This window comes from Pseudooceanicola nitratireducens (genome assembly GCF_900109195.1).
Classification (GTDB): Bacteria; Pseudomonadota; Alphaproteobacteria; order Rhodobacterales; family Rhodobacteraceae; genus Pseudooceanicola; species Pseudooceanicola nitratireducens.
The window spans coordinates 17,537-43,237 of the sequence record NZ_FNZG01000008.1 but is presented as its reverse complement, the minus strand read 5'-3'; the positions used below and the strand labels follow the sequence as shown (position 1 = coordinate 43,237).

Genomic DNA, 25,701 nt, shown 5'->3' with positions numbered 1-25,701 from the left:
CTCTCCGGCGGTCTGAAACCTGACAAGGCCCGTGGACGTCTGCCAGCAAGGAAGGGGAGAGAGCCCCCGACTTTTCCGTCACAGGCCGATGCGGCTATTTTCCATTTGGATTAGCCGAGAAAGTCCAGGGAAGGATCATTCAAATTCATCGTTATTATATTTCTTGGCGCACGAGTGCATAACCCGGATGGCGAATCAATTTCTCAAAGTTCTGGCAAAGGGTGTCAATTACCAATTTAACTCGGGGGTTCCTGTGCCGGGCTCCACCATAAATCGCCCAGACAGATATTTTTTCGCTCTCTTCCGCTTCTTGAAGGAGTGGTATTAGGTGCCCCTGGGCGACTTCATAATGGACGAAAAAGTCTGGAAGATATGCTATGGCCTCGCCCGAGACGGCGTAGAATTTGGCCATCCAATAATCATGAACGCTGAATCGCACATCGTATTCGCCAATGCGCTGCCCCTCGCCGTCTTGCAGCAACCAGGGTTCTGCGATCCCTTTTCGGGTGTATTCTATTCCAGGAAGCTCTTTGAAATCTGCTACGGTCTTGGGGGTTCCAAATCGCTTCAAGAGCATTGGACTGGCATAGGCGCGATACGCTACGTTGCCTAGTTTTCGGCAAACGTGATCCGACGATGGTGCGGTGCCGACAAAAATCAAGCAATCGAAATCTGTTTGCTCCGGTAATGGAGTGTCACTCGGATACATTCGTGTTTCGAAAGACAGTCCCGGGTGCTCTCGGGATAAATACAAAGTCGCGGCACCAATAATGCTGGTTCCGAATTCGGCGCTGCCCAGAATTCGGACTTTCCCGTTCAGAGAGCTATGGGCCCGCTGCGCCGCGCTGGCCGCCAGTTCGATGCTGTCAAATATGCGACCGGTATTTTCGAGGAGGGCATTACCTGCATCAGTCAGCTGTAAACCCCGTTGCGAGCGAAGGAACAGTTCGACCTCCAGCAGGTCCTCCAGTCGGCGGATGCTGTGGCTGAGCGTAGCTTTTGGTACACCTGAAATCATTCCGGCGCGGGTCAGACTTCCTGTCCTCGCGACATGAACGAAATTACTGATATCTTTGAATTCAACCTTGGTCGTCATGGGGTACCTGGGCTGTGTTCCAAATCTCCAACGTGATTCTTGTTGGTTGGCCTGCACTGGTTAACAACGTGTGTAACCAAATTACGACAGCGCTCCGTCTTTGCTGATGACGGTATCACTTCGTGCCGTCTCAGAGCAAGAAAGCAGAAAAACAACTATTTATCAGGATTTTAAGTGGAGTTTTGGTCTCTTGTTGGGGGCGTCTACGAAGCCTTGCGAGGTGAAGCTGCTCGGTCGGGGGCGTCGAGCTTGGGTCTTGGGTCATGTTCAGCACGTTTTCCCGGCAAGATGCAGTCCGTGTTGCGGTCTCGTATTCTACTGCAAGCGCCTGAAGCCGGTTTTGCCTATCCATTGGGCATATCTGCAGATCGCCGCATTTTATCTGAGCACAAGTCTCATGAGGGCGTCGTGGCACCGACCATCGTGGGGGTGCGGTTGCCGTATGGGTTGCGTCCATTTTTACAGCACGTTCGGAGACAAGCACTTGGGTCAGTCGCACATGATGCCTGCTATCCGGTCCCGATGCCCAAAGCGATACCACGGTGAGGAGTGTTTGGTCGTGGGGCTTGTCACAGGTTCGCAGCTGCTGCCGTCGTCTATGAAGATCACGACCGTCATCGGCATGTTTGTCGGACAAAGGGATCAGCCCGTTTCCGGACTGATCCAATGTCCACAGCTTGGACTGCTTACTTATTGAGCTGCGCGTCGATACCGTCGACAAGGAAGTCCATGCTCTTGATCTCGGCAGAGCTCAGCACCTTTTCGGCCGCGATCGCTTCGGATCCCGTATTGTTCGTCACCGGGCCGGTGAAGGGTTCGAACGTGCCGGCGCGCATCTCTTCCTGTTTCGCCATGATTGCGGCACGCTGTTCGTCCGTCAGATCCTTGGACAATCCGGCCACTTGCATGGCACCTTCGGTGACACCGGCGAAGGTGTCCTTGCCTTCGAAGTTTTCATCAAAGACGGACTGGACGACATTGCCATAGACCACACCGAAATCAGCCTGACCGGCACACAGGTGCTTGGTCGGAGCATGAGCGGAGTTGTCGCTGAGCGTGGTGACGGCGTAGACGCCTTTTTCTTCAGCCGTTGCAACGGCTGAAGGTGTGCCCGGGAAGAGCGAATAGACCACGTCGGAACCCTGCGAGATCAGGCTCTCTGCGGCAGCGCGATCGCGGGGCGGATCGTACCAGGCGTTCAGCCACACCACTTTCACCGGTTTCAGGTCCGGATTGACGCTTTGTGCGCCCAGGACATAGGCGTTGAGGATGCCCAGGACCTCAGGCAGCGGGAATGCGGCCACGACACCAAGCTGCCCGTTCTGCGTCGCATATCCTGCAGCCATGCCGCACAGATAGGATGCCTGATAATGACGGACGGTGAACGTCGCGAAGTTCGGAAGGTTCTGGTAGCCACCGATGTGCAAGACCTTGAGGTCGGGCGATCTTTTGGCGAGGGTCAGGCCGTCGCTCATGTGACCGAAGCCACCGAGGATCAGGACGTCGGTTCCGTTGGCCACAAGCCGGTTCATGGCGCGGGTGGCGTTCGGGCCTTCGCCGACAGAATCCACGACCGCCACCTTGACCTTGTCCCCGAACCGTTTTTCAAGAACTTCCTTGCCGCGGTAGATTTCGTGGTCCCAGCCGACATCGCCGATGGCATTGGGGGCCAGGATCGAAATCTCGAGCGGGTCTTGGGCGTGGAGTGCTCCGGCCCAGCTCAGCGCCAGGGCGGCCCCGATCAGAGGTGCGCGAACAATCTTGAACATATTTGCTCCTGTTGGTTGATTAGTCTTATTTCGAGGGACGATAGTTCTGGCCAAGCGAAACGGGTGCGTTCAGCCGGATCAGAAGGGCGTTTCTGGACACCGCCGCGAGAACAACGATGGTCATCACGTAGGGCAGAGACGTCATGATTTGGGACGGAATTCTGAAGCCCATGGCCTGGACAGCCAGATCTCCGAGCAAGAGCGCTCCGAACAGATAGGCACCGAAAGCGATCCTGAGCGGCCGCCAGGTGCCGAAAACCACAAGCGCAACCGCGATCCAGCCACGTCCGGCAATCAGACCGTCCGACCAGCCGGGCGTCAGGATCGTCGAGGCATAGGCCCCTGCGATGCCGGACATCACGGCGCCGAAGATGATCGCGAACAGGCGGATCCGGACAACTGCGAAGCCCAGATTGTGTGCGATGGCCGGGTCCTCACCCACGACTTTCAGGATGCGGCCCTGGCGTGTTCTGCCAAGGAACCACCACGTCAGAAAGGCGGCCGCAAAGGCGAGATAGGTGATGACACTCTGCTGGAATAGGATCGGTCCGAGAAGGGGTATATCCGACAGGACGGGCACCGATTGATTTCCCGGGCCAATCATTGTCAGGTTCTCGAAGTGACGCCCGGCCAGGCCGGAGAGGCCCAGGCCAAGGATCCCGACGGCCAGCCCCGAGACAATCTGGTTGGCCGAGAACCCCAGCACGAGCACCGAGAAGACCAGCGACAACGCCGTCGAGGCAAGGACCGCAAGGCCGAAGCCCAGAACAATGTCGCCCGTCTGATGCGTAACGCCGAAGGCTACCGCTGCCGCGAATGCCATCATGCCTTCCACGGAAAGGTTCATGACGCCGGTTTTCTCGACCACTGCTTCGCCAATCGCGGCAAGCAGAAGGGGTGTGGCGGTCGCGAAGGCTCCCGCTAGGATGAAGATGATCGTGTCCGTCATGCTGTTGCCTCCGGCTGGAGCCGTACGATGCGGTATTGAACCAGGGCAAAGGAGGCGAGGTAGAACACGAGGACCATACCCTGGAAGATCGTCGGTGCTGCGGGGGGAAGACCGGCATCAATGATCGCGCCGTCAGCGCCGACATAGATGATGGCCATGAATGTCCCGGCCACGAATATCCCGATTGGATTCAGTGCGCCGAGGAACGCCACGATGATAGCGGCAAAGCCATAGCCGGGCGACAGCGAGGGCTGGAGCCGGCCGATAGGCCCGGACACTTCACCCATTCCGGCCAGTCCGGCCGCGGCACCGCCGATCAGCAGTGAGATCCAAACCGCTTTCTTGGCACTGAAGCCTGCATAGCGGGCGGCATCGGGAGCGAGGCCGCCGACGAGCAGCGTGTATCCCGAGAAAGTGCGCGTGACATAGATGAGCGCCACGACCGACAGCAGCAGGACCACATAGATCGACGCGTTCGCCCTGAGCAGACCTTCCGGTGAAAGAAGCGGGTACATCGCAACTTCCGGGAAGCTCACCGACTGCGGATAGGAGAACCCCATGGGATCCTTGAGCGGTCCGTTGATCAGTAAGAAAAGGATCTGGATCGCGATCTGGTTCAGCATCAGCGTCACGATGATCTCGTTGGCGTTGAAACGCGTCTTCAGCACTGCCGCGATTCCGGCCCATGCTGCTCCGGCGAACATGCCCGCAAGCATCATCAACGGAAGCATGAGCACGTTCTGGCTGTCCGGGAAGGTGATGGGAATGATGCTCGCCACCACCGCGCCGATGATCAGCTGGCCTTCCGCGCCGATGTTCCAGACCTTGGCCCGGAATCCGATGGCAAGCCCCTGAGCGATCAGGATCAGCGGCGCGGCCTTAATGACCACCTCGGATATGTTATAGGTTGACGACAGCGGGTCGATCAGCAGCCGGTAGAGGATCTCGAGAGGGTTTGCCCCCAAAGCTCCGAACAGGACGATACTTCCCAGCAGTGCAAGGGCGAACGTCACCAGCGGCACGAGCAGGATGCCCTTGAACGAAACCTGGCTTCGCCGGACGAGAGTGTATTGGTTGAACATCAGGCTGCCCTCATGGTCTGGTCGAATTCGCCCATCATCATGCGGCCTACATCTTCGGCGGTGACGGACCTGGCCTGGACTGAGGCAGACAGTTTGCCGTGATACATGACGTGGATGCGGTCAGAGATTTCGAAGATCTCTTCCAGCTCCTCTGAAATCATGAGGATCGCCGTTCCGGTGTCCCGCAGGTCCACGAGTTTTTGCCGGACCATTGCCGCGGCTCCGACGTCGATTCCCCAGGTCGGCTGAGACACGATCAGGAGCCGGGGCTTGAGTAGAATTTCGCGGCCCAGAACAAACTTCTGAAGGTTGCCGCCCGAGAGGCTGGAAGCGATGGAGTGCCGTCCCCGGGACCGCACATCCATGCTGGAGATGCACTCGTCAGCGAAATTTGCCTGTGTCCGGCGTCTGATCAATCCCTTCCGAACCAGGCCGGCCCGGTGTGCGGTCAGCAGAACATTGTCCGACAGGGACATGTTCGGGACCGTGGCGCGGCCAAGCCGATCTTCGGGCACGAAGGTCAGTCCCAATTTCCGACGCTTCCCTGGGGTGACATTCCCGACCGGAGTATCGAAGACCTCGATCTGGTCAGCAATGGTATCGGCCAGCTTGATTTCGCCGGACAATAGTCGTGCCAGCGTAGACTGACCGTTGCCCGAAACGCCGGCGATGCCGACGATCTCGCCCGGGCGGACCACCATCGACACGTTGTCGAGGCTCTCTCCCTGGGGGTCGGGATTTTCATAGGAAAGGTCGGTGACTTTCAGGGCAGGTTCGCAGCTCGGCTTTGCCTCGGCATGGCGCGCTGTGGGGATGTCCTGCCCGATCATCAGGCGAGCCAGATCCGCCGACGAGGCGTTGCGCGGGTTCGTCGTGCCCGTGACACGTCCCTGTCGCAGGACGACGGCGCTATGGCACAGGTCCCGGATCTCTTCCAGTTTGTGCGAAATATAGAGCATGGCGACGCCACGATCGGACAGTTTCCTCAGCGTTCCGAACAGCTGCTGGACGCTGTGGGGGGGCAGGACGGATGTCGGCTCATCCAGGATGAGCAGCTTCGGATTCTGCATGAGGCAGCGGATGATTTCGACCCGCTGACGTTCGCCGACAGAGAGGCCGTGAACCTGTGCCTCGGGATTCACGTCAAGGCCGTATTCGTCGGCCTTCTGCCGGATCGCCTCGGCCAGTTCGGGCAATGTTCCGGGAACGGTCAACGAGATATTCTCAACGACGCTGATCGTTTCGAACAACGAAAAATGCTGGAAAACCATTCCGATACCCAGGTTTCGGGCAACACTTGGGCTGGTCACGGCGACCTTGTCGCCATTCCATATTATTTCGCCTTCGTCCGGCTGCTGAATACCGTAGATGGTTTTCATCAGCGTGGACTTGCCTGCGCCGTTCTCACCTAGGATCGCGCAGATCTGGCCTTGCTCCAGCGTGAGGTTCACGCCGTCGTTTGCCACAAAAGTGCCGTATCTCTTGGTAACATTGCGCAGTTGAAGCAGTAGGGTGGGGTCACCTGCCGTGGTCTTCAAATGCTACTCCCTGTTGTCGATGGCGCCGGAAGCTGGCAGCACCCGTGGGTCACACGAGCCAGATTCACGACGATTTTTGTCCAATATTTTTGTCTTCGGGCATTGAAGGGCTGATAAATTTGGCATACCAGACCGCCGAAACCCGAGCGTCATTTTTGGTAACAAGGCGGTTGGGGGACGAATAGACAAACAACCGAGACGTCCTGTTCCAAGAATCGAACGCGACCCGATCCTGAGAGAAACTTAAGGAAGGGTTGATGGATGTCAGAAATGTCGAAAATTTTCCTGAGATCGACATTTTGGCACATGTGCCTTCGGCATCCTGCAATCCGAAATCGACGTCGATCCGTGCTGGCAGTCGCCCTTGGATCCGCCTGAAAACGGAATTTTAATAATTATTAACAGTGTGCTACAGGTATGAGCCGTCCGGCGCCTGCCTGCGGGCCATTGTGCGCTTCAGCTCCGCATTTTCGAAACTGTGTCCTGCGTGGCATGACGTGCGGCTTCGTGCGGGGATGGTCGTGTCGACGGGAAACTGGGTCTTGAGAGAGCACCGGCACCGGCCCCAACCGCATCGGTGCCGCCAGATCGAGCGCCTACAAAATAGGCACCTAGGATCGACCTTTAAGGCAACCATCGTCAGAAACAGCCTGTCCTGGGCTGCTCAATCCGACTTTGATAGCATGTCTTGCGCCGTTTTCGTCCCATTGCCGGACCTCCTGAACGAGTCGTCTGGTGATCTTCGCTTGGGTCAACGCCGAGGGCGGCCTGTGTTGCGCATGCAGGCAGACTGTTGCCTGGCGTCGGATGCCGTTTGGGCTCTCACGTCAAAAGGTCTTCTCTTGCGTTCAGGCATGTCCATCCGTGGCTCGGCGAAGCATGCCGATCCAGACCGCGAGCAACCTATTGAGCGGCGGACTGATCAAGCTGATCGCCATCCCTGTCAGGCAAAGAATTGAGGAGAAGCTCTCTCATCGGGTCGGGATCCGTTCCTCTGCCATAGCAGGCGAGGCGACAGATGCAGCGGGGCCGCCGGAGCGATCATGCCGAAAAAGGAAGCCGCGCCCGAAGGCGCGGCTGGATCTTGCTGGAAGGTGTATGATCGTTTTCGGTCCGGTGTTTTGTCCACCCGCGGTTAGTCTGCGTTCGGACGCCAGACTTCAATCGAAGGTGACTACCGGAATTTCGACGCCTTCGGGAAGGCTCATGGCCGTGATGCGAGCAACGTTGAATTCTGGATCGTTGAAGACCAGCTGCCATTGTCCGTAATAGGTCGCAAACGGACCCTGCACGATCGACCCGCCCAGTTCAGGCACCTTCGCGGCGATTTCGTCGACCGTGGTCCAGTCATCAACCATGAAGGTGACCATGGTGTTGATCAGGGAAGATGGCGTCCTGCGTCGTCTCTTGCGACCCTTCAGTCCCAGAAGCTCATAAGCCGGGTCGCCATTGAAGGCGAGCTGGAAGTCGCCGTTCTGCAAGACCCGGTAAATGGGCGAAAAATATTCGGGAATGGGGTTCCACCCCAAGATTGCAGCGTAGAACTGCATCTGGTTTTCAACATCCTCGCAGAAGATGTTGTGCATGGGCCGGAACTTGCTGGCACTCGTCATGGGGGTGAACGTGCTCCTTTTGTGATCAAGCATTCAGGTCACCGTCGGCGCATCGCGACGACATCTTGATGTCCAGGGGCTGCGCTAGTCCGGCGTCCATCAGCGTGCCGACCAGTTCGGCGTGATAAGCAGCGTAGGCTTTCACCGAAACGTAACGGTCCTCGGGTCTGATGATGTTGAACAACAGTGCTCCCTGGCGGACACTGGGCAGCACCCAGGACTTATAGGCCCATTCCGGATCCGCATGCGTGATGTACTCCGAGTCCTTCGGTCGAAGCCATCTTGCGCCGTCATGGGGTTGGTCGATATCTCCGACCGAAGCTTTGAAGGCCTGCATAACCTTCTCGGGTTCGCTGGTTTTCAAGTACAGGGCCAACTTTCTTCCTTTCCGTTCCAATGCGATCCGTCTGACGGGAATCGTGACTGTTCAGTTCAGTCGAATTTCGTCAAAGCGGACGTCCATCCAGCGGAGGAAGGTTTCCACCAGCCTGGTATGGTACAGCTTGATCACGTCAAGCGGGACGGTCTTGCCGGCGTTGGCCTGAAGCTCGAAGGACAGCGTGTCCGCATCCATGCTCGGCACGAGCCTTGCACCGATGTCGGACACGTCTTCAGCATGCTGGTAGAAGGCATTGCCCTCTTGCAGCAGCCAGCCGTCGGCCTTCCCCCAATCGTCTTCTTGGACGATCCTCTGATTGAACTCCCGAAGCAGCGCTTCGGGAGAACTCGTCAAAAAATGGACTGGCAATGGGATACCTCCTGTCTGCCGTATCAGCTCGCGGCCGCTTGCAGTTCAGGATGCGGGCGATCGCTCTCCACAACAGGCGACAGAAGGGCCTTCTCAAAAGCTTCCTTGCCCTGTGCGTGGGCCTGTTCCAGTTCCTTGATCCATTTCCGATATTGGATCGAGATCTTGTCAGTCACGACCGACAGTTCGTCATCGTAGATCTCTTCGGGCCACTGCGATTCAATGACAGGCTGGTCTTCGGCAAAGACCAGATCGTTGAAGGCGATGTGGGGATGATCCGAATCGTTCAGGCTCTTTTCGCGTGCGAAGATCAGGAAGTTCTTCGTCTGCTTGGCGTTGATCGGGCAGGACACGTTGAAGAGGACGTGAAGGCTGTTGCCCACGTATTTCTGAACCGCGAGGTTGATCGTGAACGGCATGCTGCAGTGGTAGGTGAAGTTGCCGATCGGTGCCTGATCGGGGACATCCATGCCCGGAGGCGTATCGTAGACGAAACGCAGCTGACCTTTCACGCGGTCGATCGGCACGATCGGCGGCTCGGCGTTGTTCGGATCGAACAGGGTGCCCGGGTGCACGAATGCAAAGTGCGAAAAGTCCGTGAAGTTTTCCCAACGGCGCGGGGCGCTGGCGTTCCACCAGTAGGGCTCTTGCACGACGATCTTCATGTTCGGATCATCGGCGACACTGAAGTACGGGATTTCCGTCACATCCCAGGAGCTGTCCAGGCGGACCCAGATCAGGCCGTATTTCAGGTCGCACTGATAGCTCGGAACCTTCGCGCGCGAGGAAATCTTCTGCGTCGGGCAGGCGGGCATGTGCGTGCACTTGCCTTCGGCATTGAACATCCAGCCATGGTAGGGACACTGAAGCTGGTCACCCTGAACTTGTCCGCCGGACAGTCTTGCCGAACGATGGACACATTGATCCTTCATCGCGACCATTTTGCCGTCGAGACGTGCAATAACGATCTTTTCTTCAAGAAGGGTAACGGCCATGGGTCCATTACCCAGGGCATGGGCTTGCTCGAATTCATCAAGGGTCGCGACCGGGTGCCAGAAATGGCGGAGAAATTCCATGTTCTCGATCAAGGGGCGTGCGCTCATACAGGCATTCCTTCTGTAGCTTTAGCTGCATAGAATAGGCCTTCAGTGTCGGTCCAAGATGTCGTCGCATCACAGAGATAATATGTGAACAAGGTGTCCAAAATTCGCGACATGTTCCGTTGGGTGTTTCAAAGTCCCTCGTATCAGAAGAGCCGGCGATGTCCGATCGGAGCTGATAAAGTCTAAGCTTGTCAGTAGGTTGAGGGTTATTCGGCTCCTGCCGGGAGAGTCGTTGCCTCGGGGCCGGGTTCGTTAAGTATTGCATCCAGCATGCGACGGCCGCAGCGGGATCTGTGGCACCGAAACGTGCCCTGGATCATCCGTCGAACAACGGTGCAGCCCCGATTTTTCCCTGTGAATTGGACCTGGCACGGACGCATTGCACAAAGTCTGGGCGATCGGGAAATCGCTCATGTCCGGGACGAGAATCCTGCCTTCAACAACCGACTGGATGTTGACGTTGCCTGTGACCGCGCCGGCATTCGGTCTCCCCCGGGAAGCCCGGGTCGGGGGCAGCCTTCACGCCCCGCAGCAAAGTGCGTTCAATTTTCTGAACGACAAGTCCAGATAAACCGTCTCGATTGAACTCTGAATGATCTTATTCATTAACCCTGCCCAGCAAGACGCGTCTGGTACTTCTGACCTCTACCGCCAGACAGAGCGAAGTCTCGATCCTCGCGCTTTGTGAGGCTTCGCCAGCGTCTTTAACACACAAAGATCGCTTGCCCTGCTTCGATGGACAGGCATGGAACGAAGGAACAGATGATGAGAACACGTGCCGCAGTCGCCCTCGAGGCAGGCAAACCGCTCGAAGTTATGGAGGTCAATCTTGAAGGCCCCAAAGCCGGTGAGGTTCTGATCGAGATCAAGGCCACCGGCATCTGTCACACCGACGAATTCACCCTGTCGGGTGCCGATCCCGAGGGCGTTTTCCCGGCCATCCTGGGCCATGAGGGCGCCGGGATCGTGCTGGAAGTCGGCGAAGGCGTGACGTCGGTCAAGCCGGGCGACCATGTCATTCCGCTCTACACGCCCGAATGCCGTGAATGTGCGTCCTGCCTGTCGGGCAAGACCAATATGTGCCACGCCATCCGTGCAACCCAGGGCAAGGGCCTGATGCCTGACGGCACCACCCGCTTTTCCATGCTGGATGGCACCCCGATCTACCACTACATGGGCTGCTCGACCTTTGCGAACCACACGGTTCTTCCGGAAATCTCGGTCGCCAAGGTCCGTGAGGACGCGCCCTTTGACAAGATCTGCTATGTCGGCTGCGGCGTGACCACCGGTATCGGTGCGGTGAACTACACCGCAAAGGTGGAGCTTGGCGCGACTGCCGTGGTCTTCGGCTTGGGCGGTATCGGCCTGAACGTGCTTCAGGGCCTGCGTATGGCCGGTGCTGACATGATCATCGGCGTCGATCTGAACGACGCCAAGCGTGAAATGGCCGAGCATTTCGGCATGACCCATTTCATCAACCCCAAGAACGTCGAGAACGTGGTCGATGAAATCATCAACCTGACCAAGACACCCTTGGACCCGATCGGTGGTGCCGACTACAGCTTCGATTGCACGGGCAACGTCAATGTGATGCGCCAGGCCCTGGAGTGCACGCATCGCGGCTGGGGTCAGTCGATCGTTATCGGCGTTGCACCTGCCGGTGCCGAGATTTCGACCCGCCCGTTCCAGCTGGTGACTGGCCGTACCTGGAAAGGCTCTGCCTTCGGTGGTGCCCGTGGCCGGACCGACGTCCCCAAGATCGTCGACTGGTATATGGACGGCAAGATCGAGATCGACCCGATGATCACCCACACCTTGCGATTGGAAGACATCAACAAGGGCTTCGACCTGATGCATGCAGGCGAAAGCATCCGGTCCGTGGTGCTCTTTTGATCCATCTGGCTCCGCGATACCCAGTGTTTGACACTTGATCGCGCAACCAAGACCGAAGGTAATGATTGCCAAGAATTATTCGGCAATCTGATCGGCCCGACGGATTGCACAAACAGAAAAGCCCGACCCTTCCTGGGTCGGGCTTTTTCGATTGAAGCGGATGGTGCGCGTCCGGACAATGCAACGCCGCAGCTGCTCATCCTGAACTGCGCAGCTTCCAAAATCGAAAGCGATGTGATGTCAGGTACGTCCCGCCTGAAGGTCGCGGGCGAACTCATTGTCATTCGCACGGACCGGCCAAGCGGCTGGGTCCAGCACACGATTGTCTGGCTCAACACACAAGACCTGCCCTTTGATAGCTATTGTCTGGGTGTCGCCAGCCAGGGCGAGGCCAGCAGCTCCGAGGTCTGGCGTCGCGACCAAACGGAAATGCAGAACGGGGGGCAGGGCTACCTGCAACGCGCCCCGGGTGACTTCCAAAGGGCTGTCAGATCTGCCGGTTGTAAAGCATTCGGCAAGGGTTTTCTGGCTATATGTGCCTGTCGCCTGCCAGTGCCCGCAGCCGGCCGATGAAGCCCTGCCTAGGGGCCTGGGGCGAAACGACCACGGTCCATGAAAAAGGACGGCGCAATGATGCGCCGCCCCGTGCTTTTCAGATCAGACATGATGACGTTGGACCGTTTGTGGTCCGACGCAAAAAAGTCTGCCCTATCAGGAGATCCCGCCCAGACAGACGTTTTTCAGTTCCAAGAAATCCTCGATCCCGAATTTGGACCCTTCGCGACCCAGGCCGGACTGCTTGATGCCGCCAAAAGGGGCCACCTCGGTCGAGATCAGCCCTGTGTTCACGCCGACCATGCCCGATTCCAGCGCCTCGGCCACGCGCCAGACGCGGGACAGATCGTTGGCGTAGAAGTAGGACGCAAGGCCGAATTCGCTATCGTTGGCCATGTCGATGACTTCGGCCTCGGTCTCGAACCGGACCAGCGCCGCAAGGGGCCCGAAGGTTTCTTCGTGACAGACCAGCATGTCGCGGGTCACGCCGGTCAGGACCGTGGGCGCAAAGAAGGTGCCGCCGGTGTTCGAGCGGTTGCCGCCCAGGGCGACCTCGGCCCCCTTGCTGACGGCATCGGTGATATGCGCCTCGACCTTGGTCACGGCGGCTTCGTTGATCAGCGGGCCGGTGGTCACGCCATCGGCAAAGCCGTTGCCGACACTCAGCCGACCGACGGCCTGCGTCAGCTTCTCGGCAAAAGCGTCGTAGATGCCGGACTGCACGTAAATCCGGTTGGCGCAGACGCAGGTCTGACCGTTGTTGCGGAACTTGGCGATCATCGCGCCCTCGACCGCGGCGTCCAGATCGGCGTCGTCAAAAACGATGAAGGGGGCGTTGCCGCCCAGTTCCAGCGACATCTTCTTGATAGTGCCGGCGGCCTGTTCCATCAGGATCTTGCCGACGCGGGTCGACCCGGTGAAGGTGATCTTGCGCACCCTGGGGTTGGAGCAGAGTTCCTTCCCCACGCCCGAGGCATCGGTCGACGGGATCACGTTGAACACCCCCGCCGGAAGGCCCGCGCGTTCGCCCAGAACCGCCATGGCCAACGCCGACAAGGGCGTCAGTTCGGCCGGGCGCGCGACAAAGGTACAGCCGGCGGCCAGGGCCGGACCGACCTTGCGCGCGATCATTGCATTGGGGAAGTTCCAGGGCGTGATCGACCCGACAACGCCCACGGGCTGTTTCAGCACCATGATCCGCTTGTCGCGCTGGTGGCCGGGAATGACATCGCCATAGATGCGCTTGGCCTCTTCCGCGAACCATTCGATGAAGGACGCTCCATAAAGGATCTCGCCCCGCGCCTCGGCCCAGGGTTTGCCCATCTCGGCGGTCAGGATCGTGGCCAGATCATCGGCGTTCTCGATCATCAGATCGTTCCAGCGGCGCAGGATCGCGGCGCGTTCCTTGCCGGTCATGGCGGCCCAGCCGGGGCCGGCGGCATGGGCGGCATCCACCGCCCGCGCCGTCGCAACAACGTCCAGATCCGCGACCGACGCCACAAGCTGACCGGTGGCCGGGTCGAACACGTCAAACTGCGTGTCCCCGGTGATCCAGGTGCCGTTCACATAGGCGCGGGTTTCCAGAAGGCTTGGATCCTTTAGGGTCAGGGTCATCATATCCTTCATCTCAGGCTCCTTTCACGGCGTCGATCGATGCCTCAAGAATATCCAGCGCCTCGGCAAAGATGGCGTCCGGGATGGTTAGCGGCGCGAGGAAACGGATCACGTTGCCATAGACGCCGCAGGTCAGCAGGACGAGCCCGCGGGACAGGGCCTCGGCCCGGATGGCATTGGTCATCTCGGGGTTCGGGGCCTTGCCGTCGGCGGTGTTGAACTCGGCCGCAATCATGAAGCCGGGGCCGCGCACGTCGACCATTTCCGGCACGCGCGAGCGGATCGCATTCAGCCGCTGTTTCAGCCGCGATCCCAGTTCGTTGGCGCGGTTGCACAAGTCCTCTTCCTCGATCACATCCAGCACCGCATGGGCCGCGGCGATCCCCAGGGGGTTGCCGCCGTAGGTGCCGCCCAGCCCGCCGGGCGCGGCAGCGTCCATCACCTCGGCCCGACCGGTCAGCGCGGCCAGCGGCAGACCCCCGGCCAGACCCTTGGCCATGGTGGTGATATCGGCGGCGACGTCATATCCCTCCATCGCGAACAGATGGCCGGTCCGGGCAAAGCCGGTCTGCACCTCATCCGCGATCAGCAGGATGCCGTGCGCGTCGCAGAGCTTGCGCAGCCCGCGCATCAGATCGGCGGGGGCAGGATAGAAGCCGCCTTCGCCCTGCACGGGTTCCAGAATGATCGCCGCCACGCGGTCGGGATCAAGGTCGGCCTTGAACAGCTTTTCGATCCCCGCCAGCGCGTCGGCGGTGGACACACCGTGCAGGTCGACCGGGAAAGGCACGTGGAAGACGTCGGGCATCATCGCGCCAAAGCCCTTCTTGTAGGGCGCGACCTTGCCGGTCAGGCTCATCCCCATGAAGGTCCGGCCGTGGAAGCCACCGCCAAAGGCGATGATGGCATTGCGACCGGTCGCGGCGCGGGCGACCTTGATTGCGTTTTCAACGGCCTCGGCGCCGGTGGTGACAAAGACGGTCTTCTTGTCGAAGTCGCCCGGCACTTTTTCGTTCAGCCGTTCGGCGAGACGGATGTAATTTTCATAGGGCAGCACCTGATGGCAGGTGTGGGTGAAGGACTCTGTCTGACGGCGCACGGCCTCCATCACCTTGGGGTGACAATGGCCGGTGTTCACCACGGCGATCCCGGCGGCAAAGTCGATATAGCGCTTGCCCTCGACGTCCCAGACTTCGGCACCCAGGGCGCGGTCGACATAGACCTGAGTCTGCATGCCGACCCCGCGGGAAATGGCAGCATCGCGGCGGGTGGAGATTTCGGCATTCAACATCGGCTTTTTCCTGTCTGCAGGGCGCACTGGCCCTGATTGTTGCGATGCGCGGAAAGATATGACGTTGAATTTTTTGCGAAAGTCTGTTTCTTTCAGGACGCAACTGTATGATTTTATTAAGCCCGGATGCGAAAGTTAATCAATAATGAACAACACTAACAGCGCCCGAGAGGATCAGGAACTTGGCCTGAGACTGCGCGCCGTCCGTGAACGGGCCGGGGTCTCGCAGCGTACGCTGGCGAAACAGACCGGGGTGCCGAACTCGACCATCTCGCTGATTGAATCGGGCAAGATGAACCCCTCGGTCGGGGCATTGAGGCGCATTCTGGATGGCATCCCGATCAGCCTGTCCGAATTCTTCGCCTTCCAGCCCGAGCCGGAAAAAACCAGCTTCTACGCCGCCGAGGACCTGACCGAGATCGGCAAGGGCAAGCTGTCGCTGAAACAAGTGGGATCGACTCTGTTCGGGCGGCAGATGATGATTCTCTACGAAACCTATGACATCGGCGCGGACACCGGCCGGGTTCTTTATGGCCATGAGGGTGAAGAGGGCGGGATCGTCCTGTCCGGCCGGGTCGAAATTACCGTGGGTGCCGAACGCAAGATCCTTGGACCGGGGGACGCCTATTATTTCGACAGCCGTGCGCCACACCGCTTCCGTCAGGTCGGCCCCGAGAAATGCGTGTTGGTCAGCGCCTGCACCCCGCCGACATTCTAGGCAAGGGGGGGCGGGGAAGGGATCAGCCGCAGACCGCCCGGATATGTCGCGCCACTGTGGTGCGCAGATCCTCAAGCGTCATCTGGTCCGAGACGGTGAAAGCCGTGAAAAGCCCGTTGATGCTAAGAAAAAGCGCCTCGCCCAGGGCGTCAGGATCGACCTCGGGGCACAGTAACCCGCGCGCCCGCAGGCCTTCGCAAAGATCTTTCACCTGCTGCGCCAGCGCTGCATCCAGCATGTGATAGCGGTCGGAAAAGGGCGTGTCGGGGTGCTGGATCGCCAGCGCCATGGCCGTGCGCCACATCTCTTTCGTCAGGTAGACCAGCGAATGATCATAGTAGATCGAAGCCAGCCGGTACACCGCATCAGAGGCGGTCTTGGGGTCTTCCTCCAGCACCGCTTTTCCCTGGTGCAGCACCTCTTCGACCTCAAGCGACACAATGGCAAGAAGAAGATCCGCCTTGCTTTTGAAGTAGTTGTATAGCGTGCCAACAGAAACCTCGGCCAGCTCTGCGATCTGTCCGATCCGCGCGGCCTCGTAACCGGATTCCTGGAACAGACGGCTCGCCGCTTCGACGATTGCCCGATTTCTGCTCGCTTTTTGCTTCTCTCGCAATCCCACTGCCACGTCTCCTGGGTCGGTTATAAAATTATTATTGACTCTAAAAATGAATGCGTTCAACTTTTTTCTGCACGGTGACGAGAGCACCGGAAAACCCAACAGGAGACTTCACATGTTCAAGCAAAGTTACGCCGTTGTCGCCTTGGCCGTCGGGTTTGCCCCGGCGCTGCAGGCCGAAGACCTGAATGCGCTGATCTGGTGTGATCACGCCGATGCCGAACTGCTGCGCCCCTTCGAAGAGGCCCACGGCGTCCGCGTCAACGTCAAGGAATACGAAGGCACCGCCGCCGGTCTGACCCTGCTTGAGCAGTCGCGCCCCGGCGACTGGGACGTGATGGTGATCGACGCGGTCGATGTCGGTCGCGCCGTCGAACGCGGCTTGCTGGCCCCGCTGCCCGAAGGGACCGCGCCGCTTGACAGCTATTTCCCTGAAGTGCAGCTGAAGGACCACGTCACCGTCGACGGCACGGTCTATGCGGCGGTCGAAAAGTTCGGCTACAACACCATCGCCTACAACAAGGCGGCCGTGGATCCGGCCGACATGGGGTCGCTGGACGCACTGTGGTCGGGCAAATACGACGGCCGCATCGCGATCTATGACTATTATCTGCCGGTGCTGGGTCTTGTCGGTCTTCAGGCCGGAGTTGACACGTCCGATCTGGACGCTGCCGCGCTGGAAGGTCTGCGCACCCCGCTGATGAGCCTGAAGTCCGCGTCGAAACAGGTGTCCGACGTGGTCGGCAGCCAGACCGCGCTGGCCACCGGCGAAGTGGACATCCTGATTGGCGGCGGCGAATGGCTGACGGCCGTCCTGAACGCCGAGAATCCCGATCTTGACTGGACTATCCCGGAAGAGGGCGGGTTGCTTTGGGCGCAATCGCTGGCGATCGTCGAGGGTACGGAAAAGCCCGAACTGGCAGCGGAATTCGTGAAATACGTGCTGTCCCCGGAAGGTCAGGCGCGTCTTGCGACCTCGTCCTGCTATTGGGGCATGCCGGCCAACAAGGCGGCGGGTGATGTCCTGAGCGATGAGCAGAAGGCGGTTCTGCGTTGGGACGACCAGGCTGAATACCTGAAGCGTGCGCAGCTTTACCCTGTGCCCGACGGCGACACCGATGCCGCCATGCAGGACCTCTGGACCGACATGCTTCAGAACTGAAGCCCCCGGTTCCGGACCAGACCAGAGTAACGCAAGATGACCATTGAACGTCGAGAGAAACGGCAGGGGGCGGCGCTTGTCGCACCTGCTTTGCTGTGGACGCTAGTGTTCTTTGCCGTGCCCTTCGCGGGCATGGCGATCATGAGCCTCGCACACCTCGAAGGGCGCGAGATCGTGCAGGGCTTTGACCTTGGCAATTACCTGCGGATCTTTACCGATCCCTCGTTCCGGCGCGGTATTTTCGTGTCGCTCGAAATCACGCTGACGGTCACTGTCATCTCGGTGCTTCTGGCCTGGCCCCTGGCCTGGATCATCGCCACCCGCGTTCCCGAACGCTGGCGGCGCATGGCGCTGCTGATCGCTGTGCTGCCCTTCTGGACGTCCTATGTTGTGCGCTCCTATTCCTGGGCGCTTGTGCTGGGCGAAAAGGGCGTGGTGAACAACGCGCTGATCGGTCTGGGCCTTCTGTCGGAACCGATCCAGATCATGGCAACCCGCGCCGCCACCGTGACCGGCTTTGTGCATTTCTTCGTCATGCTTCTGACGCTGACGATCTATTCCAACCTCATTCAGCTGTCTCCGAACTACGCCCGCGCGGCGATGGACCTGGGGGCATCCCGCTGGCAGGTGATCCGTCTGGTGATCCTGCCCCTGACGCTGCCCGGTGTGATGACCGGCGCCTTCCTGACCTTTGTTCTGTGCATTGGCGATTACATCACCCCACAGATCCTGGGCGGGAACAATGAACTTAGCCTGCCGCAGCTGATCATGATGCAGCTTGGACGGCGCGGCGATTACCCTATGGCCTCGGCCTTGTCGGTTGTGCTGATGGCAATCGTGACCCTGGCCTATGCGGCCTCGGCCCGCTGGCTGAAGATGGAGCGTCTGTGATGCGGATCCTGTCCTGGGCCTATCTGATCGCCCTGTTTACCTTCATCCTTCTGCCCGTCGGGGTTCTGGTCGTCTTTTCGTTCCAGGATGGTCGCCTGCCGGTGCCGCCCTTCAAGGGCGCGACGCTGGAGTGGTATGCCTCCGTCCTGGCCGACCGCGCCCTGATGGAGGCGCTTCTGAATTCCATGATCGTCGCGCTGATTTCGGCGGCCGTGTCGCTGACGCTTGGCTTCCTGGCTGCCTCGGGATTGGCGCGGGTCGTGCTGCCGGGATCGGTGCTGATGCGCGGGGTGCTGATTGCACCGATGACCGTCAGCTATTTGATCGTGGCGCTTGGCCTGTTGCAGATGTTCGGCAAGATCGGCGTGCGGCCTTCGCTTCTGGCGACGGGCATCGGCCATGTGGTGATCAACCTGCCGCTTTGCTTCGCGATCATCTATGCCTCGATCGGAGAGCATCAGAAAAACGCCTTGAAGGCCGCGCGGGATCTGGGTGCCCGGGAATGGCAGGTGCTGTGGCTGGTGGCCGCGCCGATGCTTCTGCCCTCGCTCGCTGCGGCCTATTTCCTGGCGTTCACCTTCTCTTGGGATGAATTCATCATCGCCTTCCTGCTGACCCGTTTCGACGTGACCCTGCCGGTCGAGATCTGGTCGATGCTGCGCTCTGGCCTGTCGCCGGAAACCAATGCCGTCGGCTCTCTCGTCTTTCTGGTGTCGATTGTCATCGTTGTTGCGCTGGAACTCCTGCTTTTTCGAAAGGGTGCAAAATGACCGCAAGTGTGACCATTCAGGCCGTCGAACACCGGTTCAACAATTTCACCGCGCTGCACCGGGTCGACTTGTCGATCGAAGCGGGCGAATTCATCGTCCTTCTCGGGCCCTCGGGTTGTGGCAAGACCACGCTTTTGTCAATTATCGGCGGCTTTTTCACCCCGACCAAGGGTCAGGTGCTGATCGGCGGCGCGGACATGACCCACGTCGGTCCCCGCGACCGGCCCACTACGACCATGTTCCAGGATTACGCCCTGTTCCCGCACATGAGCCTGGCCGACAACGTGGCCTTTGGGCTGCGGATGCGCGGCGTCGGAAAGGCCGCGCGTCGGGACAAGGCGATGGAGATGCTGGACATGGTGGGGCTGGCCGACAAGGGCAGCCGCAAACCGCACGAGCTTTCGGGGGGGCAGCGTCAGCGCGTCGCCCTGGCCCGCGCCCTGGCCGTGGATCCCGATGTGCTGTTGCTGGACGAACCTCTGGGCGCACTGGATCTGAAACTGCGCCGCCAGATGCAGGACGAGCTGAAGGAAATCCAGCAGCGCGTCGGCACCACCTTCGTGCATGTGACCCATGACCAGGAAGAGGCCATGGCCATCGCTGACCGCATCGTGGTGATGAACCAGGGCCGGATCGAACACTGCGGCACCCCGGAAGAGGTCTATTTGAACCCGAAAACGCCCTTCTCGGCGGATTTCATGGGGGAAATGAACCGGATCGAGATCGCGACCGGGCAGGCGGCATCCCTTGGGGGGACCGATGCGCAGCCGGCATTGGACGGCGGCACCCTGTGTCTGCGCCCTGAAAGCATCGGCCTTCAGGGGGATTTCAGCCTCGGCCGCGCCCGGCTGGCACATGCGTCCTTTTTCGGGTCGCATCATCGCTGTCATTTCCGCCCGCTGGAGGCTCCGGATCGGGAATGGATCGCCCATCTGCCTCAGGGCATCGCGCTGCATCCCGGCGATGAGGTCGAATTGTTCGGCCGCAATCCGGTGATCTTCCCAAGGGACGCAGCATGACCCGTATCGCGCCCAAGGATTGGTATCGTCAGCGCGGGGTCGGGGACGGCATCAACTGGATTGATGAGCCGCATATCCAGGAATTCTATCGCTGCAATATCTGGCACGTGCGGGGCCGTGACCGTGATCTGATGATCGACAGTGGCATGGGCGTCGTGTCGCTGCGTGAATGGGTGCCGCTGGTGTCGGAACGTCCGCTGGATGCGGTCGCCAGCCATACGCATTTCGACCACATCGGCTGTCATCACGAATTCCCCTGTCGCCTGTGTCACGCGGCCGAGGCCGATATCCTGGCCGATCCGACCCGGCGCGCGACCCTGGCCGATCCCTATGTGACCGACGACATCTTCGACGCGCTGCCGGACGTGCCCTATCAATCGACGACCTACGCGGTGAAAGCCGCCCCTGCGACGCGGCTATTGGCGGATGGCGATATGATCGACCTGGGTGACCGCCAGTTCGAGGTCATCCATACCCCCGGGCACAGCCCCGGCGGCATTGCCCTGTGGGAACAGGCGACCGGCGTGCTGATCTCGGGTGATATCATCTATGACGGCCCGCTGATCGAAGACACCTATCACTCGAACGCTCAGGACTATGTCCGGTCGATGCGACGTCTGCTGGATCTGCCGGTGCGCGTCGTACACGGCGGGCATTTCCCGTCCTTCTCGGGCGAGAGGCTGACCCAATTGATCACCACCTGGCTCAAGGACAAGGACGCCTGATGGACCATTCGCTTTTCTATATCGACGGGGCCTGGGTGCCGCCTCTGACGCCGCGGCTGTTCCCGGTTGAAAACCCTGCGACCGAAGAAACCGTTGCGCAGATTTCACTGGGCACCGCCGAAGACGTGGACCGCGCCGTTGCCGCCGCCTGCGCAGCCTTCCCGGGCTGGGCCGCGACACCCGTTGCCGAACGTAGGGCTGCGGTCGAACGGTTTCTAACACTCTACAAGGACGGCTACGACGAGATGGTGCAGGCAATCTCGACCGAAATGGGTGCGCCGGTGACCATGGCGCGCGAACAGCAGGCCGACACCGGCATCGGCCACACCCAGGGGTTTCTGGACGCGCTTGATGCGCTGGATTGGGAATGGAAATTGCCCAATGGCGATACGCTGGTGCGTGAACCGATTGGGGTGGTGGGGTTGATCACGCCCTGGAACTGGCCGATCAACCAGATCGCGCTGAAGGTCATCCCGGCGCTTTTGACCGGCTGTCCTTGCGTGTTGAAGCCGTCGGAAATCGCGCCTTTGTCCGCGATGCTTTTTGCCCGGATGATCGACGCGGCGGGCTTCCCGCCCGGCGTCTTCAATCTGGTCAATGGTGACGGCCCCGAGGTCGGTGCAGCCCTGTCGCGCCATGCCGACATCGCCATGATGTCCTTTACCGGATCGACCCGCGCCGGGGCTGCCGTGTCCCGCGACGCCGCCGAAACGGTCAAACGCGTCACGCTGGAACTGGGGGGCAAAAGCCCCAACCTGGTCTTTGCCGATTGCGATCTGGATACGCAGATCGCGGCCTCGGTCGCGGAATGCATGAACAACACCGGCCAAAGCTGTGACGCCCCGACCCGGCTGATTGTCGAACGCAGCGTCTATGATCGGGTCGTCGATCTGGCCCGCGCAGCGGCCCTTGCGACCGCGGTGGGGGATCCGGCGCAGGAAGGCCCGCACATCGGACCGCTGGTGTCGCAACTGCAATGGACCCGCGTTCAGGCGCTGATCGAGGCGGGGATCGAAGATGGCGGGCGGCTGATCGCTGGCGGCCCCGGCAAACCCGAGGGGTTTGACACCGGGCACTACGCGCGCCCGACGATCTTTGCCGACGTCACCCCCGACATGCGGCTTTGGCGCCAAGAGGTCTTTGGCCCCGTGCTGACCATCACCCCCTTCGACACCGAGGACGACGCCATCCGCCTGGCAAATGATACGGCCTATGGGCTGGCGGCCTATGTCCAGACTGGCGATCCCGCCCGTGCCCGGCGGGTTGCCCGCGCACTACGGGCCGGCATGGTTCACCTGAACGGCGCGCCGCACAATTACGGCAGCCCCTTTGGCGGCTACGGCCAGTCCGGAAACGGTCGCGAAGGCGGCCTGCTGGGGTTGGAGGACTTTACCGAGGTCAAATCGGTGCACGGTCTCTGACCCTGCGCGCGGTGGGGCGCCCCCCTTTCGCGCATGCCTGATATGGCGGCCCGCATCGTCCCGGCGGGTCTGACGGCAGACACCCAAGGGCGCGAAGACGACCGGCGACATAAGGAGATCCGCGATGTCCGCTTCCAAATTCAACCAGCCCCTGGGCGGCAACACCATGCCTCGGCCCGGCGGCCTTGCCTCGATGATGCGCCTGCCGGTGGCGGAAACCGCCGCCGGGCTGGACGCCTGTTTCGTGGGTATTCCGATGGACATCGGCACCTCGAACCGGCCCGGCACACGACTGGGGCCGCGCCAGATCCGTGACGAAAGCCGCATGATCCGCCCCTACAACATGGCCACCGGTGCCGCGCCCTTCGATCACCTTCAGGTGGCCGACATCGGCGACGTCCCGATCAACCTCTTCGACCTCAAGGCGTCGGTTGGGATCATCGCGGATCACTATCGCAAGATCCTGGGCGACGGGGCCATTCCGCTGACACTGGGTGGGGATCATACTCTGACCTGGCCGATCCTGCGGGCGATGAGGGAGAAGCATGGGCCCGTGGCGTTGATCCACGTGGATGCCCATTCCGACACCAATGACGAGATGTTCGGCGAAAAGGCCGCCCACGGCTGCCCCTTCCGCCGCGCCTGGGAAGAGGACTGCCTGATCAACGACAAGGTGTTCCAGATCGGTTTGCGTGGCACCGGCTATGGCCCCGACGATTTCGACTGGGGCCGGGACAGGGGCTGGACCTGCATCCAGGCCGAAGACTGCTGGCACAAATCGCTGACCCCGCTGATGCAGGAGATCCGGGACAAGATCGGCGATGCGCCGGTCTATCTAAGCTATGATATCGACAGCCTTGATCCGGCCTATGCGTCCGGCACCGGCACGGTCGAAGTCGGCGGGCTGACGACCATGCAGGGGTTGGAAATCATTCGGGGCACGGCCGGTCTGAACCTTGTGGGGTGCGATTTGGTCGAGGTCTCTCCGCCCTATGATCCTGCGGGCAACACGGCCGTGATCGCGGCAAACTACCTGTACGAGATGCTGTGCGCGCTGCCCGGCGTGCCGCAGCGCCGTTAGGCTGTCGCCATCGGGGCCCGAATCGGCCGGACCCCGCCTTTTTTTGCCTGCGCCCGCCTAGCCGCGCCAGGCGGTGTTCGCCATCTGCGGCGACAGATAGGCGGTGCGGAAATAATCCACGAAATGCTTCACCGCATTGGGCATCTCCTGGTTGCGCCGCCAGGCCAGGCCCACGTCCATCGAGGGGATTTCGCGCTCCATCACCAGGGTCGAGATCCGCCGCCCTTCCAGCGACCAGGGGCGATAGACCATGTCCGACAGGATCGTCACGCCCAGCCCGTTCGCCACCATGGAGCGCACCGCCTCGGTCGAGGAGGTGCGCATCCGCACCTTCGGGGCCAGACCCGTCGGCCCCCAGTATTTCATCGAGGTATTCGCGGCCTCGTCCACCGTCAGCATGATGTAATCCTGTTCGGCGACCTCTTCGAAGGTGGCGAATTCCTTGCCGGCCAGCGCGTGGTTCTGCGGCACCCAAAGCCGCCGGTGCGACCGCAGCAGCGTCTGCGTCGCCAGTTCGGGGTTCGAGGTGTTCGAGGTCAGGATCACCGCGACGTCAAACCGGTTGGCGATCAGCCCCTCTTCGATGCTTTCGCGGTTCAGTTCCGAGATATTGATCGTCAGGTTGGGAAACCGATGCGCCAGCCGGTCCAGGTGAAAGGGAAGGAAGTAGCCGCAGACCGTATAGGTCGCGGCGATATTGATCGTGCCGGTCACGTCCGAATGGTTCTGCCCGATGTCCTGGGCGATCTGCACCTTTTCCATCACATCGCGCGCGGCACTTAGTAGATCGCGGCCCGTGGGGGTCAGATCCATGCCATGGGCGGTGCGGTTGAACAGCGTCGTGCCCATGCCCTGCTCCAGCTCTCGGATGGCCGAGGTGATCGACGACTGAGAGATAGACAGTTCGGACGCGGCGCGGCTGACCTGGCCCAGTTCGGCCGTCGCAAGGAAGTACTTCAGCTGTCTCAGATTCATATCGGCGCGCGCCCCTGTGATCTGCCCATCATATAGGCAGGATAATTTCCGCCTTTCTGAAAGCCTGCAACCACATTATCGGAAAAATCGATAATGTGTTTTCAGACCGCAAGGAAATTGGTCAAAGCCTTTCAGATCATCCCTTTTCTGCCTGAAAAACAGGTGAAACCGGAATCCGAAGCATTCGGATTTTCCGATAATGTGGTATCTGATAATTGAACTTTACAAAAATGTGACGCGCTCGCCATGCTCAGGGCATCAGAAATTCCAAGGGCGTGTGATGCGAAATATTGTCGATCTCAACTGTGACATGGGTGAAGGTTTTGGCCATTGGGTTCTGGGCGAAGCGCCTGATGAACAGCTGATGGAGCTGATCTCATCCGCCAATATCGCGGCCGGTTTTCACGCCGGGGACCCCAATTCCATGGACCGCGTGATCAAGCTGGCGAACCATTATGGTGTCGGTCTGGGGGCGCATCCCGGCTATCGCGATCTTCAGGGGTTCGGCCGCCGCTTCATCGACACCTCGCCCGAAGAACTGGTCAACGACATCATCTATCAGGTCGGCGCGGTGCGGGAATTCGGCCGCCGCCACGGCATCCGCCTGCAACATGTCAAACCGCATGGCGCATTGTATATGGAAGCCGCGCGGAACGAAGACCTGTCCCGCCTGATGATCGAAAGTCTGGCTGCCATCAGCGGCGATCTGATCGTCTACTGCATGGATATTTCGAAGACCTACGACATCGCCAAACGCCTGGGCCATCCGGTCGTGCGCGAATTTTATGCAGACCGTGACTATGGCACCGACGGCTCGATCGTCTTTACCCGCAAGGTCGGGCGGCTTGATCCGCAGGCGATCGCCGAAAAATGCCTGCGTGCCTGCCGCGAGGGCAAGGTAACCACCGTCGAAGGCACGGATATCAATATCGAATTTGAATCGATCTGCTTCCACTCCGACACCCCCGGTGCGGTCGAGATCGGCCGCGCCATCCGGAAGGAACTGACTGCCAACAACATCACGATCGCGCCTTCGTCGGCCGTGATCGAAGCGGCCTGAGCCGCGCCA

General features: G+C 60.2%; 24 protein-coding genes. 11 read left to right on the top strand and 13 right to left on the bottom strand.

The window, feature by feature from the left end:
* Positions 1-154: 154 nt before the first annotated feature.
* From BMX99_RS18190 to BMX99_RS18150, 9 genes are all read right to left on the bottom strand, one after another.
* Positions 155-1,096: a LysR family transcriptional regulator gene (locus BMX99_RS18190; RefSeq protein WP_093455010.1), complete on the bottom strand. Its 942-nt coding sequence runs from the start codon at positions 1,094-1,096 to the stop codon at positions 155-157.
* Between the two features lie 686 nt (positions 1,097-1,782).
* Positions 1,783-2,919 carry a BMP family ABC transporter substrate-binding protein gene (locus BMX99_RS18185; RefSeq protein ID WP_212632908.1) on the bottom strand — a complete coding sequence of 379 codons (1,137 nt, stop codon included), beginning with the start codon at positions 2,917-2,919 and terminating at the stop codon, positions 1,783-1,785.
* Entirely contained in the window at positions 2,891-3,814 is a 924-nt protein-coding gene (locus tag BMX99_RS18180) for an ABC transporter permease (protein ID WP_093455008.1), read from the bottom strand. Before BMX99_RS18180 ends, BMX99_RS18185 begins: the two co-directional genes overlap by 29 nt.
* Positions 3,811-4,896: an ABC transporter permease gene (locus BMX99_RS18175; RefSeq protein ID WP_093455007.1), complete on the bottom strand. Its 1,086-nt coding sequence runs from the start codon at positions 4,894-4,896 to the stop codon at positions 3,811-3,813. The genes BMX99_RS18180 and BMX99_RS18175 overlap by 4 nt, the downstream gene beginning before the upstream one ends.
* Positions 4,896-6,434, bottom strand: a complete 1,539-nt coding sequence (locus BMX99_RS18170) for an ABC transporter ATP-binding protein (protein WP_093455006.1) — start codon at positions 6,432-6,434, stop codon at positions 4,896-4,898. The genes BMX99_RS18175 and BMX99_RS18170 overlap by 1 nt, the downstream gene beginning before the upstream one ends.
* A gap of 1,160 nt (positions 6,435-7,594) precedes the next feature.
* A complete protein-coding gene (locus BMX99_RS18165; protein WP_217645624.1) occupies positions 7,595-8,047 on the bottom strand; it encodes a VOC family protein in 453 nt (150 codons plus the stop codon).
* A gap of 25 nt (positions 8,048-8,072) precedes the next feature.
* Positions 8,073-8,423, bottom strand: coding sequence for a hypothetical protein (locus BMX99_RS18160; RefSeq protein ID WP_093455004.1), 351 nt, complete (start codon positions 8,421-8,423; stop codon positions 8,073-8,075).
* Positions 8,424-8,474: 51 nt separating this feature from the next.
* Positions 8,475-8,780, bottom strand: a complete 306-nt coding sequence (locus BMX99_RS18155; RefSeq protein WP_093455003.1) for a hypothetical protein — start codon at positions 8,778-8,780, stop codon at positions 8,475-8,477.
* A 38-nt stretch (positions 8,781-8,818) separates the two neighbouring features.
* Positions 8,819-9,898: an aromatic ring-hydroxylating oxygenase subunit alpha gene (locus BMX99_RS18150; RefSeq protein WP_093455002.1), complete on the bottom strand. Its 1,080-nt coding sequence runs from the start codon at positions 9,896-9,898 to the stop codon at positions 8,819-8,821.
* 765 nt (positions 9,899-10,663) lie between these two features.
* On the opposite strand from BMX99_RS18150, the gene BMX99_RS18145 reads away from it, so the two are divergent.
* Positions 10,664-11,791 (top strand): S-(hydroxymethyl)glutathione dehydrogenase/class III alcohol dehydrogenase, encoded by a 1,128-nt coding sequence (locus BMX99_RS18145; protein WP_093455001.1) that lies wholly within the window; start codon positions 10,664-10,666, stop codon positions 11,789-11,791.
* A 27-nt stretch (positions 11,792-11,818) separates the two neighbouring features.
* Entirely contained in the window at positions 11,819-12,364 is a 546-nt protein-coding gene (locus BMX99_RS19555) for a hypothetical protein (RefSeq protein WP_139199591.1), read from the top strand.
* 138 nt (positions 12,365-12,502) lie between these two features.
* On the opposite strand, the gene BMX99_RS18135 is transcribed toward BMX99_RS19555, so the two are convergent.
* Positions 12,503-13,963 carry an NAD-dependent succinate-semialdehyde dehydrogenase gene (locus BMX99_RS18135; protein WP_409371788.1) on the bottom strand — a complete coding sequence of 487 codons (1,461 nt, stop codon included), beginning with the start codon at positions 13,961-13,963 and terminating at the stop codon, positions 12,503-12,505.
* 10 nt (positions 13,964-13,973) lie between these two features.
* Positions 13,974-15,251 (bottom strand): 4-aminobutyrate--2-oxoglutarate transaminase, encoded by a 1,278-nt coding sequence (locus BMX99_RS18130; protein WP_093454998.1) that lies wholly within the window; start codon positions 15,249-15,251, stop codon positions 13,974-13,976.
* Positions 15,252-15,396: 145 nt separating this feature from the next.
* On the opposite strand from BMX99_RS18130, the gene BMX99_RS18125 reads away from it, so the two are divergent.
* Positions 15,397-15,969 carry a cupin domain-containing protein gene (locus tag BMX99_RS18125; RefSeq protein WP_093454997.1) on the top strand — a complete coding sequence of 191 codons (573 nt, stop codon included), beginning with the start codon at positions 15,397-15,399 and terminating at the stop codon, positions 15,967-15,969.
* 22 nt (positions 15,970-15,991) lie between these two features.
* Here the strand turns inward: BMX99_RS18125 and BMX99_RS18120 are convergent, their stop codons facing one another.
* The gene (locus BMX99_RS18120; RefSeq protein WP_093454996.1) at positions 15,992-16,591 is read right to left on the bottom strand and encodes a TetR/AcrR family transcriptional regulator; all 600 of its coding nucleotides are present in this window, start codon (positions 16,589-16,591) and stop codon (positions 15,992-15,994) included.
* A 112-nt stretch (positions 16,592-16,703) separates the two neighbouring features.
* Here BMX99_RS18120 and BMX99_RS18115 point away from each other — a divergent pair, with 112 nt between their 5' ends.
* From BMX99_RS18115 to speB, 7 genes are all read left to right on the top strand, one after another.
* The gene (locus BMX99_RS18115; protein WP_093454995.1) at positions 16,704-17,750 is read left to right on the top strand and encodes a polyamine ABC transporter substrate-binding protein; all 1,047 of its coding nucleotides are present in this window, start codon (positions 16,704-16,706) and stop codon (positions 17,748-17,750) included.
* A gap of 36 nt (positions 17,751-17,786) precedes the next feature.
* Positions 17,787-18,641 (top strand): ABC transporter permease, encoded by an 855-nt coding sequence (locus BMX99_RS18110; protein WP_093454994.1) that lies wholly within the window; start codon positions 17,787-17,789, stop codon positions 18,639-18,641.
* Positions 18,641-19,411, top strand: coding sequence for an ABC transporter permease (locus tag BMX99_RS18105; protein ID WP_093454993.1), 771 nt, complete (start codon positions 18,641-18,643; stop codon positions 19,409-19,411). The genes BMX99_RS18110 and BMX99_RS18105 overlap by 1 nt, the downstream gene beginning before the upstream one ends.
* Positions 19,408-20,430, top strand: coding sequence for an ABC transporter ATP-binding protein (locus tag BMX99_RS20085; RefSeq protein WP_093454992.1), 1,023 nt, complete (start codon positions 19,408-19,410; stop codon positions 20,428-20,430). The genes BMX99_RS18105 and BMX99_RS20085 overlap by 4 nt, the downstream gene beginning before the upstream one ends.
* Positions 20,427-21,155, top strand: a complete 729-nt coding sequence (locus BMX99_RS18095) for an MBL fold metallo-hydrolase (protein ID WP_093454991.1) — start codon at positions 20,427-20,429, stop codon at positions 21,153-21,155. Before BMX99_RS20085 ends, BMX99_RS18095 begins: the two co-directional genes overlap by 4 nt.
* On the top strand, positions 21,155-22,576 hold the full coding sequence (locus tag BMX99_RS18090; protein ID WP_212632907.1) for an aldehyde dehydrogenase family protein: 1,422 nt from the start codon (positions 21,155-21,157) through the stop codon (positions 22,574-22,576). Before BMX99_RS18095 ends, BMX99_RS18090 begins: the two co-directional genes overlap by 1 nt.
* Before the next feature lie 124 nt (positions 22,577-22,700).
* The gene (gene speB / locus BMX99_RS18085; RefSeq protein WP_093454989.1) at positions 22,701-23,657 is read left to right on the top strand and encodes an agmatinase; all 957 of its coding nucleotides are present in this window, start codon (positions 22,701-22,703) and stop codon (positions 23,655-23,657) included.
* A gap of 57 nt (positions 23,658-23,714) precedes the next feature.
* On the opposite strand, the gene BMX99_RS18080 is transcribed toward speB, so the two are convergent.
* Positions 23,715-24,632, bottom strand: a complete 918-nt coding sequence (locus BMX99_RS18080) for a LysR family transcriptional regulator (protein WP_093454988.1) — start codon at positions 24,630-24,632, stop codon at positions 23,715-23,717.
* Positions 24,633-24,912: 280 nt separating this feature from the next.
* On the opposite strand from BMX99_RS18080, the gene BMX99_RS18075 reads away from it, so the two are divergent.
* On the top strand, positions 24,913-25,692 hold the full coding sequence (locus BMX99_RS18075) for a 5-oxoprolinase subunit PxpA (protein WP_170848860.1): 780 nt from the start codon (positions 24,913-24,915) through the stop codon (positions 25,690-25,692).
* The last annotated feature ends 9 nt before the right edge of the window (positions 25,693-25,701 follow it).